Annotated in this window: 17 protein-coding genes and 2 tRNA genes; 9 read left to right on the forward strand and 10 right to left on the reverse strand. The window is 69.6% G+C overall.

The features are described from left to right. Positions 1 to 1,102: 1,102 nt before the first annotated feature. Positions 1,103 to 1,828: a 5-formyltetrahydrofolate cyclo-ligase gene (locus KZQ38_RS26340; protein WP_219445491.1), complete on the reverse strand. Its 726-nt coding sequence runs from the start codon at positions 1,826 to 1,828 to the stop codon at positions 1,103 to 1,105. Between the two features lie 8 nt (positions 1,829 to 1,836). Next, positions 1,837 to 3,000, reverse strand: coding sequence for a helix-turn-helix domain-containing protein (locus tag KZQ38_RS26345; protein ID WP_219445492.1), 1,164 nt, complete (start codon positions 2,998 to 3,000; stop codon positions 1,837 to 1,839). Positions 3,001 to 3,180: 180 nt separating this feature from the next. Here KZQ38_RS26345 and KZQ38_RS36490 point away from each other — a divergent pair, with 180 nt between their 5' ends. After that, positions 3,181 to 3,303 carry a hypothetical protein gene (locus tag KZQ38_RS36490; RefSeq protein WP_257902269.1) on the forward strand — a complete coding sequence of 41 codons (123 nt, stop codon included), beginning with the start codon at positions 3,181 to 3,183 and terminating at the stop codon, positions 3,301 to 3,303. Positions 3,304 to 3,317: 14 nt separating this feature from the next. Beyond that, the gene (locus KZQ38_RS26350; RefSeq protein WP_219445494.1) at positions 3,318 to 3,554 is read left to right on the forward strand and encodes a transcriptional regulator; all 237 of its coding nucleotides are present in this window, start codon (positions 3,318 to 3,320) and stop codon (positions 3,552 to 3,554) included. Positions 3,555 to 3,612: 58 nt separating this feature from the next. Here the strand turns inward: KZQ38_RS26350 and KZQ38_RS36495 are convergent, their stop codons facing one another. Next, complete coding sequence (locus tag KZQ38_RS36495) at positions 3,613 to 3,747, reverse strand: hypothetical protein (protein ID WP_257902270.1); 135 nt, start codon at positions 3,745 to 3,747, stop codon at positions 3,613 to 3,615. Between KZQ38_RS36495 and KZQ38_RS26355 the strand changes: the two genes are divergently transcribed. From KZQ38_RS26355 to KZQ38_RS37525, 4 genes are all read left to right on the forward strand, one after another. Next, complete coding sequence (locus KZQ38_RS26355; RefSeq protein ID WP_219445496.1) at positions 3,746 to 4,291, forward strand: bifunctional DNA primase/polymerase; 546 nt, start codon at positions 3,746 to 3,748, stop codon at positions 4,289 to 4,291. The two genes, KZQ38_RS36495 and KZQ38_RS26355, sit on opposite strands and share 2 nt — an antisense overlap. Beyond that, positions 4,288 to 4,581, forward strand: a complete 294-nt coding sequence (locus tag KZQ38_RS26360; protein WP_219445497.1) for a hypothetical protein — start codon at positions 4,288 to 4,290, stop codon at positions 4,579 to 4,581. The genes KZQ38_RS26355 and KZQ38_RS26360 overlap by 4 nt, the downstream gene beginning before the upstream one ends. Beyond that, positions 4,578 to 4,703, forward strand: coding sequence for a hypothetical protein (locus KZQ38_RS36500; protein ID WP_257902271.1), 126 nt, complete (start codon positions 4,578 to 4,580; stop codon positions 4,701 to 4,703). Before KZQ38_RS26360 ends, KZQ38_RS36500 begins: the two co-directional genes overlap by 4 nt. A gap of 96 nt (positions 4,704 to 4,799) precedes the next feature. Continuing rightward, the gene (locus tag KZQ38_RS37525; RefSeq protein ID WP_372452289.1) at positions 4,800 to 5,093 is read left to right on the forward strand and encodes a hypothetical protein; all 294 of its coding nucleotides are present in this window, start codon (positions 4,800 to 4,802) and stop codon (positions 5,091 to 5,093) included. Between the two features lie 84 nt (positions 5,094 to 5,177). On the opposite strand, the gene KZQ38_RS26365 is transcribed toward KZQ38_RS37525, so the two are convergent. Further along, positions 5,178 to 5,253, reverse strand: a tRNA-Lys gene (locus KZQ38_RS26365). Positions 5,254 to 5,475: 222 nt separating this feature from the next. Here KZQ38_RS26365 and KZQ38_RS26370 point away from each other — a divergent pair. Further along, positions 5,476 to 6,672 (forward strand): L,D-transpeptidase, encoded by a 1,197-nt coding sequence (locus KZQ38_RS26370; RefSeq protein ID WP_219445498.1) that lies wholly within the window; start codon positions 5,476 to 5,478, stop codon positions 6,670 to 6,672. A gap of 1 nt (position 6,673) precedes the next feature. On the opposite strand, the gene KZQ38_RS26375 is transcribed toward KZQ38_RS26370, so the two are convergent. The 3 genes from KZQ38_RS26375 to orn all read right to left on the reverse strand — a co-directional run bounded on the left by KZQ38_RS26375 (position 6,674) and on the right by orn (position 9,119). Further along, positions 6,674 to 8,302, reverse strand: coding sequence for an ABC-F family ATP-binding cassette domain-containing protein (locus tag KZQ38_RS26375; RefSeq protein WP_219445499.1), 1,629 nt, complete (start codon positions 8,300 to 8,302; stop codon positions 6,674 to 6,676). A gap of 66 nt (positions 8,303 to 8,368) precedes the next feature. Next, positions 8,369 to 8,444, reverse strand: a tRNA-His gene (locus tag KZQ38_RS26380). 63 nt (positions 8,445 to 8,507) lie between these two features. Then, complete coding sequence (gene orn / locus KZQ38_RS26385) at positions 8,508 to 9,119, reverse strand: oligoribonuclease (protein WP_219445500.1); 612 nt, start codon at positions 9,117 to 9,119, stop codon at positions 8,508 to 8,510. Between the two features lie 83 nt (positions 9,120 to 9,202). Between orn and KZQ38_RS26390 the strand changes: the two genes are divergently transcribed. Then, on the forward strand, positions 9,203 to 10,696 hold the full coding sequence (locus KZQ38_RS26390) for a helicase HerA-like domain-containing protein (protein ID WP_219445501.1): 1,494 nt from the start codon (positions 9,203 to 9,205) through the stop codon (positions 10,694 to 10,696). Here the strand turns inward: KZQ38_RS26390 and KZQ38_RS26395 are convergent. After that, a complete protein-coding gene (locus KZQ38_RS26395; protein WP_308258600.1) occupies positions 10,628 to 11,917 on the reverse strand; it encodes an MFS transporter in 1,290 nt (429 codons plus the stop codon). The two genes, KZQ38_RS26390 and KZQ38_RS26395, sit on opposite strands and share 69 nt — an antisense overlap. Positions 11,918 to 11,988: 71 nt before the next feature. On the opposite strand from KZQ38_RS26395, the gene KZQ38_RS26400 reads away from it, so the two are divergent. Further along, a complete protein-coding gene (locus KZQ38_RS26400) occupies positions 11,989 to 12,957 on the forward strand; it encodes a GlxA family transcriptional regulator (protein ID WP_257902272.1) in 969 nt (322 codons plus the stop codon). Here the strand turns inward: KZQ38_RS26400 and KZQ38_RS26405 are convergent. Beyond that, positions 12,954 to 14,438 (reverse strand): PH domain-containing protein, encoded by a 1,485-nt coding sequence (locus tag KZQ38_RS26405; RefSeq protein WP_308258601.1) that lies wholly within the window; start codon positions 14,436 to 14,438, stop codon positions 12,954 to 12,956. The two genes, KZQ38_RS26400 and KZQ38_RS26405, sit on opposite strands and share 4 nt — an antisense overlap. Further along, positions 14,435 to 14,926: a PH domain-containing protein gene (locus tag KZQ38_RS26410; RefSeq protein ID WP_308258602.1), complete on the reverse strand. Its 492-nt coding sequence runs from the start codon at positions 14,924 to 14,926 to the stop codon at positions 14,435 to 14,437. Before KZQ38_RS26410 ends, KZQ38_RS26405 begins: the two co-directional genes overlap by 4 nt. Positions 14,927 to 14,962: the final 36 nt, after the last annotated feature.

Raw genomic sequence — 14,962 nt, forward strand, 5'->3', positions numbered from 1 at the left:
CTTTGGTGCGCCGCCAGGGACTCGAACCCCGAACCCGCTGAGTGAAGATGAGGTTCGCCATCCGCCGCCGTCGCTCCTCGACGTGGGCTGCGAACAGGGGAAATGTTAGATCGACGTGGGTACGGTGGATGTCGCCTACGGCTGATTGCAGTCTTTTCCAAGGGTGAGTCATGACGTCGATCACGGCTGCCCCGGTCTACGGACGGGGCTGATCGCTCTGACTCGGCAGCACGTTGGGCAGAGCTTGACTGTTCCTCGTCGCTGTCATTCGTCAACTAATGTGCATGGACTATGGAGTGCGATTGATGAAGGTGAGCATTTCTGCAAGTATTGCGACCATGTCCTTGGTCAGGAAGACTTCAAATTTTCTTCTTTTTGGCTTCCTAGTGTGCCTACGGTGAGTTTTAGCGTTGTAAGCGGACCGAGAGTCGGTGCGTCACTGGCGAGGTTCTTGGCGATAGACACGTCCGTGACGTAACGGAGTTCTCTGGTTCGCAGGTCCTCTCCCATGAGGATTGTTCCTACGTGGTGATCTATGGCCGAAGAGTCCGAGTCGAAGTAGTACGGCTCGCCTGACGAGATACGCCGATCATGCTCAGCGCATACAGCCACCTCGTGTCGACTCATTCCTTCTTGCGCTACGTCGATTACATTCACGGGTGGATTGGAGCATCGCAAGACGCCGCACGGCATGTCTGCTCCCTTCGTTGGTTGTCTGTCCTATCGGTACAGCGTCCACCTCGTTACGGACGGTTCGTGATCTTTGTCCTCTGTGAGAGGCGTCGTGTCATCCGGTCGACCTGGCGCGGCCCTACCGCGCGAGTTGAGGGCTGCGACATGCCTCACCAATCGTCGGCTACGGGGCCATGCTCGCAGGCCCCGGCTCGCGTGATAGCCCTTCGGGAGGTAGTCGGGATGACACGGACCCCGGTCCCGCCGAGTCGGGAGTCGATCGTGGGTCCCGGTCATCCTGTTGGCCTGCTGCGCGGCGAGCGCTTCTTTGATCGCTTGCGGACACCTTCGGGAGCCGCCTTGAAAATGGAGAAAAGAAACTCTGAACACAGCTACTGAGACGGCTGCAGTTAGCTGTGTGGAGAGGTGGCTACTGCCTCGTAAGCCTTTGGCGGGCTGCCAGTGCTGGGATGGCGGCGATCTTATCTGCGGGGAGGTCGTCCCAGTGCAGGCCCTGGGGGCGGCGTGGGGTGTGGCAGTGGATGACGGTGTTGGGGGTGGTGATCAGGTCGACGCTGAAGTCGTGTCGGGTCTCGGGTAGTTCGTCGTCTACGACCTGGAGGTCGTGCACGGTTGTGGCGATGACGGTGTCGGGGTTGATCAAGCCGGCCTCTTGGAGCAGGGCCACTTCGATGTCGGAATAGCCGGCTCCTTTGCCCAGCCGTACACCGCTCCGGTTGACCGCGACGCTGCCGCACACGATCAGATCTACGGCCCGCATGGCGTCGACCTCGACCGGTCGGCCGATACGGGTGGCGGTGTGGCGGTTGGCGGCTTCCTCCGGTGAGACGGTGAGCTGCGCGGGGTCGAGGAGGATGAAGGGTTGTTCACCGGCGAGCCTTGGCACCGCCATGTACAGCAGCTTGCCCTCGCGCAACGCACGGGCGCGGACGGGTTCCTGGGCGGTGTCGGGGACTGCTTTGACCACCTGGGCGTCGTGCCATTGCGGCAGACCTGCCAACCGGTCCGCGGCCTGCTGGGCTCCGTAGAAGGACGGGATGCGGCCGTGCACACCGGGTGGCACGGCGTGTTCGCGTTCCAGCAACGCCCAGACGCGTTCGCGGGCGGCCTGTTTTGCCTGGTCGACGTCCGCCATGCTGCCTCCTACCGCGTTGCCATCAGCGACATCATCCGGTCGTAGACATCCTGCACCTCGGGTTGCTGCCGCCACGGCTGCATTTCGCGGCAGGCGTCGAACAGGATGTTCAGCCCGCCGCCACCCCAGGTCAGTTCGATGACGTCCATCGCCTGGTGCAACGCCCCGGCGGCCTCGTCCACCTTGCCCTGGCGCAGGCGGGCCAGGCTGAGGTTGCCCAGCAGGATGGCTTCGGACTTCGAACGGTTCCGTAGTTGGGCCGAGGTGGCTTCGAGGATGTGCTCGGCCCTCCGCGGCTCACCCAGGAACAGATAGCAGGAACCGGCCAAGCGGCCCTGTTGGGTGGGTGAGAACAGGCCCAACGCGGCATCATCGTCATCGATGCGGTCGAAGTGGCTGCCGGCCTCGGTGAGTGCCGCTTCGCAGTCTGCCTGGCGCCCCATCATCGCGTGCGCCTCGGCCGCGTGGAGCGTCGCCAAGCCGCTGAGTACCTGGCTGGTCTGTGCCGTCACGTCCGCCGCTCGCGTGGTCAGCGACAACCCCGTTCGCGGGTCCTTCTGGCCGTAGAGCGCGACGTAGCTCTTACGCAACAGAGCGAGTCCTTCGGTTGCCGAGTCGCGGACACGCTTGGCGGCGGCACCGGCCTGGTCGAAATACATGTGCGCGGTTCGGTGGTCTCGACGTTGCGACGCGTCCCAGACGAGTTGCCCCATGAGGATCGCGCACTGGGCCTCGACGGCGCTCAGTTCTCGCCTGACGCGGTGAGTTGCATGGGCGCTCAGGAACGTGATCCTGCCCAGGGTCTGACCGGTTTCCGCGAGCAGGGAGGTGGAGGGGGCTCGGTCGTAGCGTTCATCAAGCTCGTAGACCTGCTGCCGCAGCTCGGCGACGGCCACGAGATCGGCGCTGGTCGGGTGCAGCAACACGTGAGCCAGGCGCTCGCTCGGCGCTCCCCGGTCTGGTGCGCCCTCGGTGATCAGTTCGTCAAGCCGGTCAAGTGATACCCGTAGCAGCTTGGCGAGCTTCCACCGCAGGTGCGGCGAAGGCTCCCGGACCCCGGTTTCCCAGCGCGCGACCGCCGACCGGTCCACACCGGCGGCCTCCGCGAACGTCTCCTGGGTGAAGCCCGCGGCTTTGCGCGCCCTGACCAATCCTGTCCGCCGTACTGCCATCGGGTGACCTCCCGGCATGACTTGTCGACGTCGACGCGTGGAGCCTTCGCAGTTCAAGCCTACCGAGGCCACAAGCCGGGCACGTTCGGAGCATGAGTCGGCCCTGTTCCCGGATCACCGGCTTCGATTGGGTGGCCTGGAATACCGGAATTTTCCCCGCCGCCAGTCCGCGGGAGATGGGTGGGTACGAGTGACATGAATGCCGAGCCGTGGTGGTTCGAGTTGTGGGGCATCGTGCTCTGCGCACTCGCGTTGATCGGGTTGTGGTGGGCCGTGGCGTACTTCCTGCGACAGGGAAAGTAGGAGGTGGTTGGATTATGGCGTTCACCTTGCGGCTCAACGTGAAGAGGTTCACGCGGGCCGTCCGGTTGGCGGGGTACCACTCGGACTACGCGTTGGCGGTCCGGATGCGGATCAACCGTGCCACGTTGAAGCGGGTGTTGGACGGGGACAACAACCCCGGCCCCGCGTTCATCGCGGGAGCGCTGAGGGCGTTGAGCCCGCTGCGATTCGAGGACCTGTTCGACGTCGGGGAAGCCGGCGGGGACGTATGACCAGGGATGAACTGCTGTTCGGTGCGTGGCTGGCGGACGTCAACCACCGCCTCGGCCGCTACGCCGTGCGCAAGTGGAACAGCAGCTCGGCCGCGACCTGGCCGAGATCGCCGAAGCCCTGGTCGACAAAGCCGCCGGGCGACCGCACCACGTGCAGCCGACGATCGCCGCTCCACGGAACGAGCCGTGACATGCCGATCGCCGAGCAAACGGTCTTGGAAGCGGCGCTGACCTACGCGGGGATGGGCTGGAAGCTCCTGCCTGGAACCGTGTGCCGCGACGGTGCGCTGATCAACCCTCTCACCGGGGAGAAAACCGACGAGATCACCGTCCACGCCCGCGGCGAGGCGACCACCGACCCGGATCGGGTCCGGCAGTGGTGGGACGTACCGGACGACATGCGGCCGGACATCCTCGGCGCGGCGGACGAGTCGATCGGTTTTGTCCTCGTCCGTGACTACCTCGCCGAAACCATCACCGCGTCGCCGTGGTTCACCGCGAAACCGACACCCGTCGTCGGACAAAAAGGGCTACCGATGATGGCGGTGTTCATCGTCCGGCCGCCGTTCCCACAAGCCCGCTCCGATATCCGTCCCTTTCCTCACGGGGCGCTGATCCGGCTGCCGCCGTCCCCCAACGTCTCGTGGCTGGTCTCGCCCTGGCAGACCAACCTGACCTTCCTCACCGCAACCGAGTTCGCCGAACTCGTCACCCTCACGGAGATCACCGCACCATGAACCCCACGCACCCGGAGCACACCGCCTTCCTCCTGCGCCTGGCCGCCGCGAACGCGCCGCGGCTGTTCGCCATCGGCCTGGAGTACGACGACGACTGCCACATCGCCGCCTACGGCATGGCCTTCCCCGACCGCACCGACGTCACCACCAGCGACGGCACCTACCGACTCCAGGTCGCCCGCCCGGAAGACGTCCGACGCCACTTCCAGGACGACGACGGAGAGGTCCGGCTCGTGTGGCTGTCCGAACCAACCGCTGGCACGGCGGACGAAGGAATGCGCGTGCGATGATCGCCGACGACGACCCGAACGAGAGGGCCAAGAGCTTGACCTCCCAGTTCGATGAGGCCCGCCGCGCCTGCGCGGCGGCGGGCGTGGAGTGCGTCGACCCGCGGCCCGGCGCACTGGGATGACGCGGTCAAGGAAGTCGACGTCGTCCGCTGGCTGAGGTCCGGCTTCCCCGGCAAGAGCTGCTGTCGTGGGTCGAGCCGCGCGTTGAAACGGCACCGATCGACCGGGATGACAAGCGCTTCCTCCTCGGGCTCTGCGACCGGCTCAGGCACGAGATCGCCGAACTCGACTACGAGTTGCCCGCCGGCCCGGTGCACGGCGACGCACACGTTCAGAACCTGATGTTCACAGGCGACACCCCGACGATGATCGGGGACGTACCGGCTGGACTGGAGCGGACCGGCCAGGTCGACCGCGTCCATCGCCAGTGCGGCGGCCTCGTCCAGGTCGCCGTTGGTCAGCGCCCCTGCCGCGCTGACCACGCCGATGGACGCCCTGGTCCGCGAAAGTAGCGAGGGAGTCAGCACCGATAAGCGTGGGAAAAGTGTGGGACTGATCTGGAAACGCAAAAGCCCCAAGTCGATGACTTGGGGCTTTGGTGCGCCGCCAGGGACTCGAACCCCGAACCCGCTGATTAAGAGTCAGCTGCTCTGCCAGTTGAGCTAGCGGCGCTCGCTCGGTGTCGGGCCTTGCTCGTTCCGACGTGAAGAACATTAGCACAGCGTCCTACGCGGTTCCCAATCGCCTGGTCAGGCCGGGTGTGCGGGCTGTCCCAGGGGGAACTTCGCGTCCGTAACGATCCTGTATCTCGGGCAACGTCGTCAACCCTCCGGGCGTCACCTTGTACGGGGACACCAAAGCGGATTCGTGTCCAGGTGTGAGCGGAGGCTCGGGATGTCAGTCGGCCGGGGGGCGCGTGGAGCGCTGGGGGTAGTCGCGGTCGGGTTGGTCGCCGTGCTGGCGGCCGGGTGCTCGTCGGGTGGTGACGTCGCCGGTGCGCAGCCGGCCGGTGCCGCGAGCAGTTCCTCGACACCGCCGCCGAAGCCCGTCTCGCTCACCACGGGGCCGCTCGACCAGGCCGTGGACGTCGCGCCCGGCTCGCCCGTCGTGGCGACCGCCGCGGACGGCAAGCTCACCCGGGTCGCGCTGACCAACCCCGAGGGCGCGGCGGTCGCCGGGCAGGTGTCCGCCGACGGCACGCAGTGGACCAGCACCGAACCCCTCGGGTACAACAAGACCTACACGCTGGCCGTCACCGGGCAGGGCTCGGACGGCAAGCCCGCCACCAAGACCTCCACGTTCACCACGGTCAAGCCGCGCACGCTGACCTTCCTGTCGGTGAACCCGATGGACGGCACGACGGTCGGCATCGGCCAGCCGCTCGCCTTCTACTTCGACGAGCCGATCGCCGACCGGGCCGCCGCCGAGGCGACCATCTCCGTCACCACGGAGCCGAAGGTCGAAGGCGCGTTCTACTGGTTCAACGAGAAGGAAGTGCACTGGCGCCCGCAGAACTACTGGGCCGCCGGCACCAAGATCACGATCAACGCCAAGATCTACGGCAAGCACCTGGGCAACGGCGTCTACGGCGAGGAAGACCGCGTCATCAACACCACGATCGGCGACGCCGTGGTGCACGAGGCGGACGGTGAGTCGCACCAGGTCGTGACGAAGATCAACGGCCAGGTGGCGCGCACCATGCCGACGTCCATGGGCAACGCGGCCAACCCGACCCCCACCGGCACGTACGTGTTGATGGAGAAGCACGACCACATGGTCATGGACTCCCGCACGTACGGCCTGGCGCTGGACGCGGGCGGCTACGTGACGCCGGTCGACTGGGCGACCCGCATGTCCAACAGCGGCATCTTCTTCCACAGCGCGCCGTGGTCCATCGGCGACCAGGGCAACCGCAACGTCAGCCACGGCTGCCTGAACCTCTCGCCGGAGAACGCGAAGTGGGTCTTCGACCTGTCCAAGCCGGGTGACGTGGTGGTGGTCACCAACTCCGGCGGCCCGGCCCTGGAGTCGTGGGACGGCTTCGGCGACTGGCAGGTGCCGTGGGAGGAGTGGGTCAAGGGCAACCGCTGACCTACCGGTCCTCGACGCGACCCGCCGCCACCTCCAGGCGGCGGGTCGTGCGCACCCGGGCCAGCATCCGCCGGTCGTGGGTGACCAGGAGAAGGGTGCCGGTGAACGCGTCGAGGGCCGATTCGAGCTGCTCGATGGCGGGCAGGTCCAGGTGGTTCGTCGGCTCGTCGAGCACCAGCAGGTTGACGCCCCGCGCCTGGAGCAGCGCCAGGGCGGCGCGGGTGCGCTCGCCGGGTGACAGGCCCGCGGCGGGCCGCAGGACGTGGGCCGCCTTCAGCCCGAACTTCGCCAGCAGCGTGCGCACGTCGGCGGGCGCCCAGGACGGGATCGCCGCGTTGAAGGCGTCCACCAGCGGCTGGTCGCCGAGGAACAGGCCGCGGGCCTGGTCGACCTCGCCGACGACCACGCCGGGGCCCAGGTAGGACGTGCCGGCGGTCAGCTCGACGCGCCCGAGCAACGCGGCCAGGAGGGTGGACTTGCCCGCGCCGTTGGCACCGGTGACGGCCACCCGGTCCGCCCAGTCGACCTGGAGGTCGACCGGACCCAGGGTGAACGCGCCACGCGTCACCACCGCGCCGCGCAACGCGGCCACGACCGCGCCCGCCCTGGGCGCGGCGGCGATCTCCATCCGCAGCTCCCACTCCTTGCGGGGCTCCTCGACCACGTCCAGGCGCTCGATGAGGCGTTCGGTCTGCCGCGCCTTGGCGGCCTGCTTCTCGGTCGCCTCGGTGCGGAACTTGCGGCCGATCTTGTCGTTGTCGCTCGCCTTCCGGCGGGCGTTCTTGACGCCCTTCTCCATCCACGCGCGTTGCGACCGCGCGCGTTCCTCCAGCGCCGTGCGGGTGGCCGCGTACTCCTCGTACTCCTCGCGCGCGTGCCGGCGCGCGATCTCCCGCTCCTCCAGGTACGCCTCGTACCCGCCGCCGTAGGACCGGACCTGCTGCTGGGCCAGGTCCAGCTCCACCACGCGGGTCACCGTCCGGGCGAGGAACTCGCGGTCGTGGGACACCACCACCGCACCCGCGCGCAGGCCCGCGACGAACTCCTCCAGCCGGGCCAGCCCGGCCAGGTCCAGGTCGTTGGTCGGCTCGTCCAGCAGGAACACGTCGTAGCGGCTGAGCAGCAGCGACGCCATGCCCGCCCGCGCCGCCTGGCCACCGGACAACGAGGTCATCGGCTGGTCCAGGTCCACCGCCAGCCCGAGGTCGGCGACCACCTCCAGGGTGCGCTCCGGCAGGTCCGCGCCACCCAGCGCGAGCCAGCGGTCCAGCGCCTCGGAGTAGCCGTCGTCGACGCCCTCGGCCAACGCGGCCGTGGCGCGGTCCAGCTCGACCTGCGCCGCGGCGACGCCGGTCCGCCGACCCAGGAAGTCCCGGACCGTCTCGCCGGGCCGCCGGTCGGGCTCCTGCGGCAGGTGGCCGACGGTGGCGGTGGTGGGGGAGAGGCGGATCACACCGCTCTCCGGCGGCAGCAGGCCGGCCAGGGTGCGCAGCAGGGTGGACTTGCCCGCGCCGTTGGCGCCGACCAGGCCCACCACGTCACCGGGCGCGACGACCAGGTCCAGCCCGGAGAACAGGACCCGGTCGCCGTGGCCTGCCGCCAGGTCCTTCACGACGAGTGTGGCGCTCACGGCGATCTCCGTACGGTGTGGTCACGGAAAACGCCCCCTGACCGCACGGCCAGAGGGCGTTCCACTTGGGGTGAGTGACGGGACTTGAACCCGCGACACCTGGGATCACAACCCAGTGCTCTGCCAGCTGAGCTACACCCACCAAGACCGGTCGACCCGGCGGCATGAAGCATACCTTGCCCTACCGCCGGTTCTGAAATCGACCCTATTTCTCCCGGTCGGCGGCCAGCAGCTGGTTCGCCACGGCCTGCGCCTGCTCGGTCGTCGGACCGGGCTGCGGCACGAACGCCGTCCGCCGGTAGTACGCCAGCTCCCGGATCGACTCGCGGATGTCGGCGAGCGCCCGGTGCGCGAGGCCCTTCTCCGGCTGCGCGTAGTAGATGCGCGGGTACCAGCGCCGGCACAGCTCCTTGATCGACGACACGTCGACCATCCGGTAGTGCAGGTGGGCGTCCAGCGCCGGCATGTCGCGGGCGATGAACCCGCGGTCGGTCGCGATCGAGTTGCCCGCGAGCGGCGCGGTGCGCGGGTCCGGCACCCACTCCCGGATGTAGGCGAGCACCCGCGCCTCGGCGTCGGCGAGGGTCGTGGTGGACCGCCGCACCTCCTCGGTGAGACCGGACTTGGCGTGCATCGCCGTCACGATCTCCGGCATCGAGTCGAGCGCGGCGTCGCCGGCGTGGATCACCACGTCGACCCCCTCGCCGAGCACGTTCAGCTCCGCGTCGGTCACCAGCGCCGCGATCTCGATCAGGGCGTCCTTGCCCAGGTCGAGCCCGGTCATCTCGCAGTCGATCCACACCAAGCGATCCATCACCCGGGCGAGCCTAGTCGCCGGGCGGCCGACCGCCGCGATCGCTTCGAGTGGCGGTGCCTTCCAATCTCATTACGCTCGGCGAGATGACGGCCCAGTCCGACATCGCAGCCGGTTACGCGTCCGCGGGCGCGGCCGTCGAACTCGGGGCGGTGCTGGTCGACGGCGTGGTGGAGCCCACCGCGCGGGTGCGGCTGCCGCTGGCCACGCTGAACCGGCACGGCCTGGTCGCGGGCGCGACGGGCACCGGCAAGACCAAGACGCTCCAACTGGTGGCCGAGCAGCTCTCGGCGGCGGGCGTGCCGGTGGTGCTGGCCGACGTGAAGGGCGACCTGTCGGGGCTCGCGCGGGAGGGCGAGCCGAATGACCGCGTCACCGCCCGCGCGGCGGAGACCGGTGACGACTGGCGGCCCGCGGCGTGCCCGGTGGACTTCCTGTCGCTGGGCGACGGCGGCGCGGGCGTGCCGGTGCGGGCCACGATCACCAGTTTCGGGCCGATCCTGCTGGCGAAGGTGTTGGGGCTCAACGAGACCCAGGAGTCCACCCTCGGGCTGATCTTCCACTGGGCCGACGCGCGTGGCCTCGCGTTGTTGGACACCAAGGACCTGCGTGCGGTGATCACGCACCTCACCGGCGAGGGCCGCGATGAGCTGAAGGGGCTGGGCGGTGTCTCGCCGGCGACGGCGGGCGTGATCCTGCGCGCGTTGGTGAACCTGGAGGCGCGGGGCGGTGACACCTTCTTCGGCGAACCGGAGCTGGACCCGCGCGACCTGATGCGGACCGCCGACGGGCACGGTGTGGTGACGTTGTTGGAACTGGCCGAAACGCAGGCGCGGCCCGCGTTGTTCTCCACGTTCCTCATGTGGTTGCTCGCCGAGCTGTTCCAGGTGCTGCCGGAGGCGGGCGACCTGGACAAGCCGAAGCTCGTGTTCTTCTTCGACGAGGCGCACTTGCTGTTCGCGGGCGCGTCGAAGGCGTTCAAGGAGCAGATCACGCAGACCGTGAAGCTGATCCGCTCCAAGGGCGTCGGGGTGTTCTTCTGCACGCAGCTGCCCACGGACGTGCCGAACGAGGTGCTGTCCCAGCTCGGCGCGCGCGTGCAGCACGCGGTGCGCGCCTTCACGCCGGAGGACCAGGCGGCGTTGGCGAAGGTGGTGAAGACGTACCCGACGACACCGCACTACCGGCTGGGCGAGGCGTTGACGTCGCTGGGTATCGGCGAAGCGGTCGTGACGGTGCTCGACGAGCGCGGCGTGCCGACGCCGGTCGCGTGGACGAGGCTGCGCGCGCCTCGTTCGCTGATGGGCGCCATCGGCGTGGACGCGGTCGGGCGGGCCGCGGAATCCTCGGTCCTGCACGGGAAGTACGCCGAGACCGTGGACCGCGAGTCGGCTTACGAGCGGCTGAGCGCGAAAGTGGCTCCCCCGCCCGCCGATGAGCCGCGACGGGCGGAGGAGCCGGGTCTGGTGGAGAAGGTGCTGGACAACTCCGCGGTGAAGTCGTTCCTGCGGTCAGCCGCGAGCGCCCTGGGGCGCGAGGTCACCCGTGGGATCTTCGGGACCTCCCGCAAGCGCCGCTGACCGGCGCACCCGCATGGACAGGAACGCGGCCGAGATGCTCAACGCGCCGGCGACGTACCAGGCGGGCGCGTAGTTGCCGAACTGGTCGCGGACCAGGCCCGCGGCGGTCGCGGCGAAGGCCGCGCCGAGCTGGTGCGACGCGAACACCCAGCCGAACACCACCGGCGCGGACAGGCCGAACACCTCGCGGCACAGCGCCACGGTCGGCGGCACGGTCGCCACCCAGTCCAGGCCGTAGAAGATGATGAACACCAACATGCTGGGGTGCACCGAGTCCTGGAACAGCTGCGGCAGCACCAGCAGCGACGCGCCACGCAGCAGGTAGTAGGTGGCGAGCAGGATGCGCGAGTCGACGCGGTCGGTGAGCCAGCCGGACAGGACCGTGCCCACGATGTCGAACACGCCCACCAGGGCGAGCAGGCCGGCGGCGGTCGTGGTGGGCATCCCGTGGTCGTGCGCGGCGGGGATGAAGTGCGTGCCGACCAAGCCGTTCGTGGTCGCGCCGCAGATCGCGAAACCCACCGCCAGGTACCAGAACGGGCCGGTGCGCACGGCCGAGCGCAGTGCCGTGACGGCCCGCTTCGCCGCACCGGCCGTGTTCGCCGGCCGCGGCACGACGGCGTCGCCGCCGTAGGGCGGCACGTCCAGGTCGGCGGGGTACTCGCGCAGGAACAACAACACCAGCGGCACCACGGCGAGCGCCGCCACGGCCACCAGCACCGACGCCGAGCGCCAGCCCGACGACTCCGCCATGGACGCCACCACGGGCAGGAACACGAGCTGCCCGGTCGCACCGCCCGCGGTGAGCACGCCCGTCACCAGGCCGCGGTGCTTCACGAACCACCGGCCGGTGATGGTGGCCACGAACGCCAACGCCATCGAGCCGCTGCCCAGGCCCACCAGGACGCCCCAGAGCAGCACGAGCTGCCAGCTCGTCGTCATGAACACGGTCAGGCCGCTGCCGATCGCGACCAGCGTCAGCGCGAACGACACCACCTTGCGCACGCCGAACCGCTCCATCAACGCGGCGGCGAACGGCGCGGTCAGGCCGTACAGCAACATGTTCACCGACACGGCGAAGCCGATGGTGCCCGTGGACCAGCCGAACTCCCGCTGTAGCGGCTCGATCAGCGCGCCCGGTGTCGCCCGGAACGCGGCGGCCCCGATCAACGCCACGAAGCTCACGCCCGCGACGGCCCATGCCCAGTTGCTTCGAGTCACGTCAGGCAGCGTTGTCGATCGACTTCACCCGAACCAGTGGCCTGACGGCCATCATGTGCAAAAATCCGGCCATGACCCACCTGGTGGCCATGCTGGCGTTGGACGAGGTCGTCGGTTTCGACCTGGGCACCCCGCCGCAGCTGTTCAGCGCGGCACGCGACGAGCACGACGAGCGGCTGTACGCGGTGCGGGTGTGCACGCCGGGCGGCCGGCCCGTGCGCAGCGCCGTCCAGTTCACCATCACCCCGGACCACGGCCTGGAGCTGATCGCCGAGGCGGACACCGTCGTCGTGGCGGGCGTGCAGTACGGCGCGCGGGTGCTGGCGGACGGCGTGATCGAGGACGACGTCCGGGACGCGCTCCGCGCCGCCGCCGCGCGTGGCGCGCGGGTGATGTCCATCTGCACGGGTGCGTTCGTGCTCGCCGCGGCCGGCCTGCTGGACGGGCGGCGCGCCACCACGCACTGGCTGCACGCCGACAACTTCCGCCGCCTGTTCCCGCACGTCGAACTGGACCCGGACGTGTTGTTCGTGGACGAGGGTCCGATCCTCACGTCCGCGGGCGTCGGCGCGGGCATCGACCTGTGCCTGCACGTGGTGCGCAGCGACCACGGCGCGGAGGTCGCGAACCGCGCGGCGCGCCGCTGCGTCGTGCCGCCGTGGCGGCCGGGCGGGCAGTCGCAGTTCATCGTCCGACCGGTGCCGGACGTGGCCGACACGTCCACGGCGGCGGCCCGCGCGTACGCGTTGGAGCACCTGCACGAGCCGTTGGAACTGCGTGCGCTGGCCCGGCACGCGCGGATGAGCGTGCGCACGTTCACCCGCCGGTTCCGCGAGGAAACCGGGGTGAGCCCGGGCAAGTGGCTCGCGCAGCAACGCGTGGACCGGGCGCGGCACCTGCTGGAGACGACGGACCTGGGCATCGACCAGGTCGCCCGGCACGCCGGTTTCGGCACGGGCGCGGCGCTGCGGCAGCAGATGAGCGCCCACCTCGGCGTCTCGCCCAGCGCGTACCGGACGACGTTCCGCTCGGCCGGTTAGTCCCCGCGCACCAGGAACGGGCGCAGCAGCTCCGGCACGGCCTCGTCGGCCAGCGCCAGGCCGTCCGCCTCGCCCACGTCCACCACGTCGTACGCGCCGTCACCCGCCGCTGTGGTCGCGGTGATCGTGACCAGGCCCGCGCGGCGCTGGAAGAAGGACCGCGACACCTGCCAGCCGATGATGCCGGTGCGTTGCAGGGCAACGGTTTCCCGCAGCGCGGAGCCCTGCCGGGCGAGCAGGTGGTGGTCGGTCAGGGCGTGGCCGAGGGAGCGGTACCGGTCCCAGCCGAGCAGGGCGGAGAACGGGATCAACGCCAGCGTCACCTGCCACGTCCACGGTGGGGCGAACACCGCCAGCCCGGCGGCCAACACCAGCAACGGCACCACGGCACGCACCAAACGCCGCCGCAGCGCGGCGATCGGGTGCCGTCCCAACGGGACCAGCGTCGGCGACACCGCCTCCCGCAGCACGAGCGCCGACACGCGGTGCGCCTCGGCGACCGGCGCGGGCGGCAGCAGCAGGTTGCTCTCGCCCTTCTTGCCGAGCCCGGTCGTCACGCTCTTCAGGTGCGCACCGCGCCCCGCCCGCAGCAGCAACGGCTCCGCGACCTCCACACCGCGCAACCGCTGCTCCGAAACGGAAACCGAGCGCGTCGTCAGCAGGCCCCGGCGCACCCGCACGGTCTCGTCGGGTTCACGCGTGAGCTGGTAGCCCCAGAACTGCACGACGTACACGGCCAGCGAACCGAAGCCCGCGATGACCAGCACCACGCCCGCGAACAACGCGACGGTCAGCCACACCGGCTGCTCGACGACCCAGTGCGCGGCGTCCGTGAGCGGCCCGAAGACCTCGATCTCCAGTTCCCGCGCGGCGTTGAAGACCAGACCGGCCAACGCGCCGACCGCGACCACACCGGACAGCGTGAGCGGCGCGAACCGCAACCACTTCCGGTCCAAGGAGGACAGCACGGTGCCTGATTCCCTTGGGCCGGCCGTTGTTGTCGTGGTGCGCGTGAGCAGCAGCACCCGCAACCGCTCCGCCTCGGCCGACGACACGGCGTCCAGGGTCAGCCCGTCCTCGTCCGGCTGGTCGTGCTGCCCGGTGCCGACGCGGATCGCGGACAACCCGAACAGCCGGTGCCCGAGCTTCGCGGTCAGGTCCACGGTGCGGATGCGTTCACGCGGCACGGCCAGCCGCTTGCGCACGAACAGGCCGGTGCGCAGCTCCACCTGGTCGTCGGTGATCCGGTAGCGGGTGGTGACCCAGCGCAGCAGGCCGAACAGCACGATCGCGGCGATCAGGGCGATGCCGACCAGGATGCGCCACGTCTCGCCCTTGCCCAGCACGATCAGGCCGACGAGCACCGGCACCAGGCCGACGATCTCGTTCAACGGCCGCACGACCAGCATCCGCACGTCCAGCCGGTGCCAGTCCACGACCGGCTCGACGGCCTCGGGCGCGGCGGGGAACCCGGTGGTCACGTCGCGTCACCAGGCGTGGCCTGCGTGGTGGTGGTCAGCTCGTCCGCGAGCCGCACCGCCTCGTCCTGGTCGAGTCCCTCGATGTGCACGGGCCCGGCGGCCGACGCCGTGGTGACGGTGACCGTCGACAGACCGAGCAACTGCTGCAACGGCCCGCGTTTGGTGTCCACGGTCTGGATGCGCGACACGGGCGCGATGCGCCACTCCTGGTTCAGCCACCCCGCCAGCGTGTAGACGGCGGTCGGTGTCGCTTCCCAGCGGTGCACGCGGTACCTCCACCGCGGCATGACCAGCGTGTGCGCCGTGCCGACGACCACCGACGCCACCGCCGCGGCGACCTGCCACGGCGTGCGGCTGAACACCAGGGCGACGGCCTGCGGCACCAGCAGCACCGCCCAGCCGATCAGGGCGTGCAGGGTCCAGAGGGTGATGGACTTGCGGCTCACCCGGTGCCGCGGCGCGCGCAAGCGCAGCTGATCGGTGCTCACGGCGTCCACAATGCCTCACGGCCGGGTTCGCGCTGA

This window comes from Saccharothrix obliqua (genome assembly GCF_019375475.1).
GTDB classification, from domain to species: Bacteria; Actinomycetota; Actinomycetes; order Mycobacteriales; family Pseudonocardiaceae; genus Actinosynnema; species Actinosynnema obliqua.

Excerpts from the sequence above, each read along its gene's own strand:
- KZQ38_RS26355 (WP_219445496.1), top strand. The coding sequence starts at position 3,746 with ATGCCGATCGCCGAGCAAACGGTCTTGGAAGCGGCGCTGACCTACGCG.
- KZQ38_RS26370 (WP_219445498.1), top strand. The coding sequence starts at position 5,476 with ATGTCAGTCGGCCGGGGGGCGCGTGGAGCGCTGGGGGTAGTCGCGGTC.
- KZQ38_RS26350 (WP_219445494.1), top strand. The coding sequence starts at position 3,318 with ATGGCGTTCACCTTGCGGCTCAACGTGAAGAGGTTCACGCGGGCCGTC.
- KZQ38_RS26340 (WP_219445491.1), bottom strand. The coding sequence starts at position 1,828 with ATGGCGGACGTCGACCAGGCAAAACAGGCCGCCCGCGAACGCGTCTGG.
- KZQ38_RS26360 (WP_219445497.1), top strand. The coding sequence starts at position 4,288 with ATGAACCCCACGCACCCGGAGCACACCGCCTTCCTCCTGCGCCTGGCC.
- KZQ38_RS36495 (WP_257902270.1), bottom strand. The coding sequence starts at position 3,747 with ATGTCACGGCTCGTTCCGTGGAGCGGCGATCGTCGGCTGCACGTGGTG.
- KZQ38_RS26345 (WP_219445492.1), bottom strand. The coding sequence starts at position 3,000 with ATGGCAGTACGGCGGACAGGATTGGTCAGGGCGCGCAAAGCCGCGGGC.
- KZQ38_RS26400 (WP_257902272.1), top strand. The coding sequence starts at position 11,989 with ATGACCCACCTGGTGGCCATGCTGGCGTTGGACGAGGTCGTCGGTTTC.
- KZQ38_RS26390 (WP_219445501.1), top strand. The coding sequence starts at position 9,203 with ATGACGGCCCAGTCCGACATCGCAGCCGGTTACGCGTCCGCGGGCGCG.
- KZQ38_RS36500 (WP_257902271.1), top strand. The coding sequence starts at position 4,578 with ATGATCGCCGACGACGACCCGAACGAGAGGGCCAAGAGCTTGACCTCC.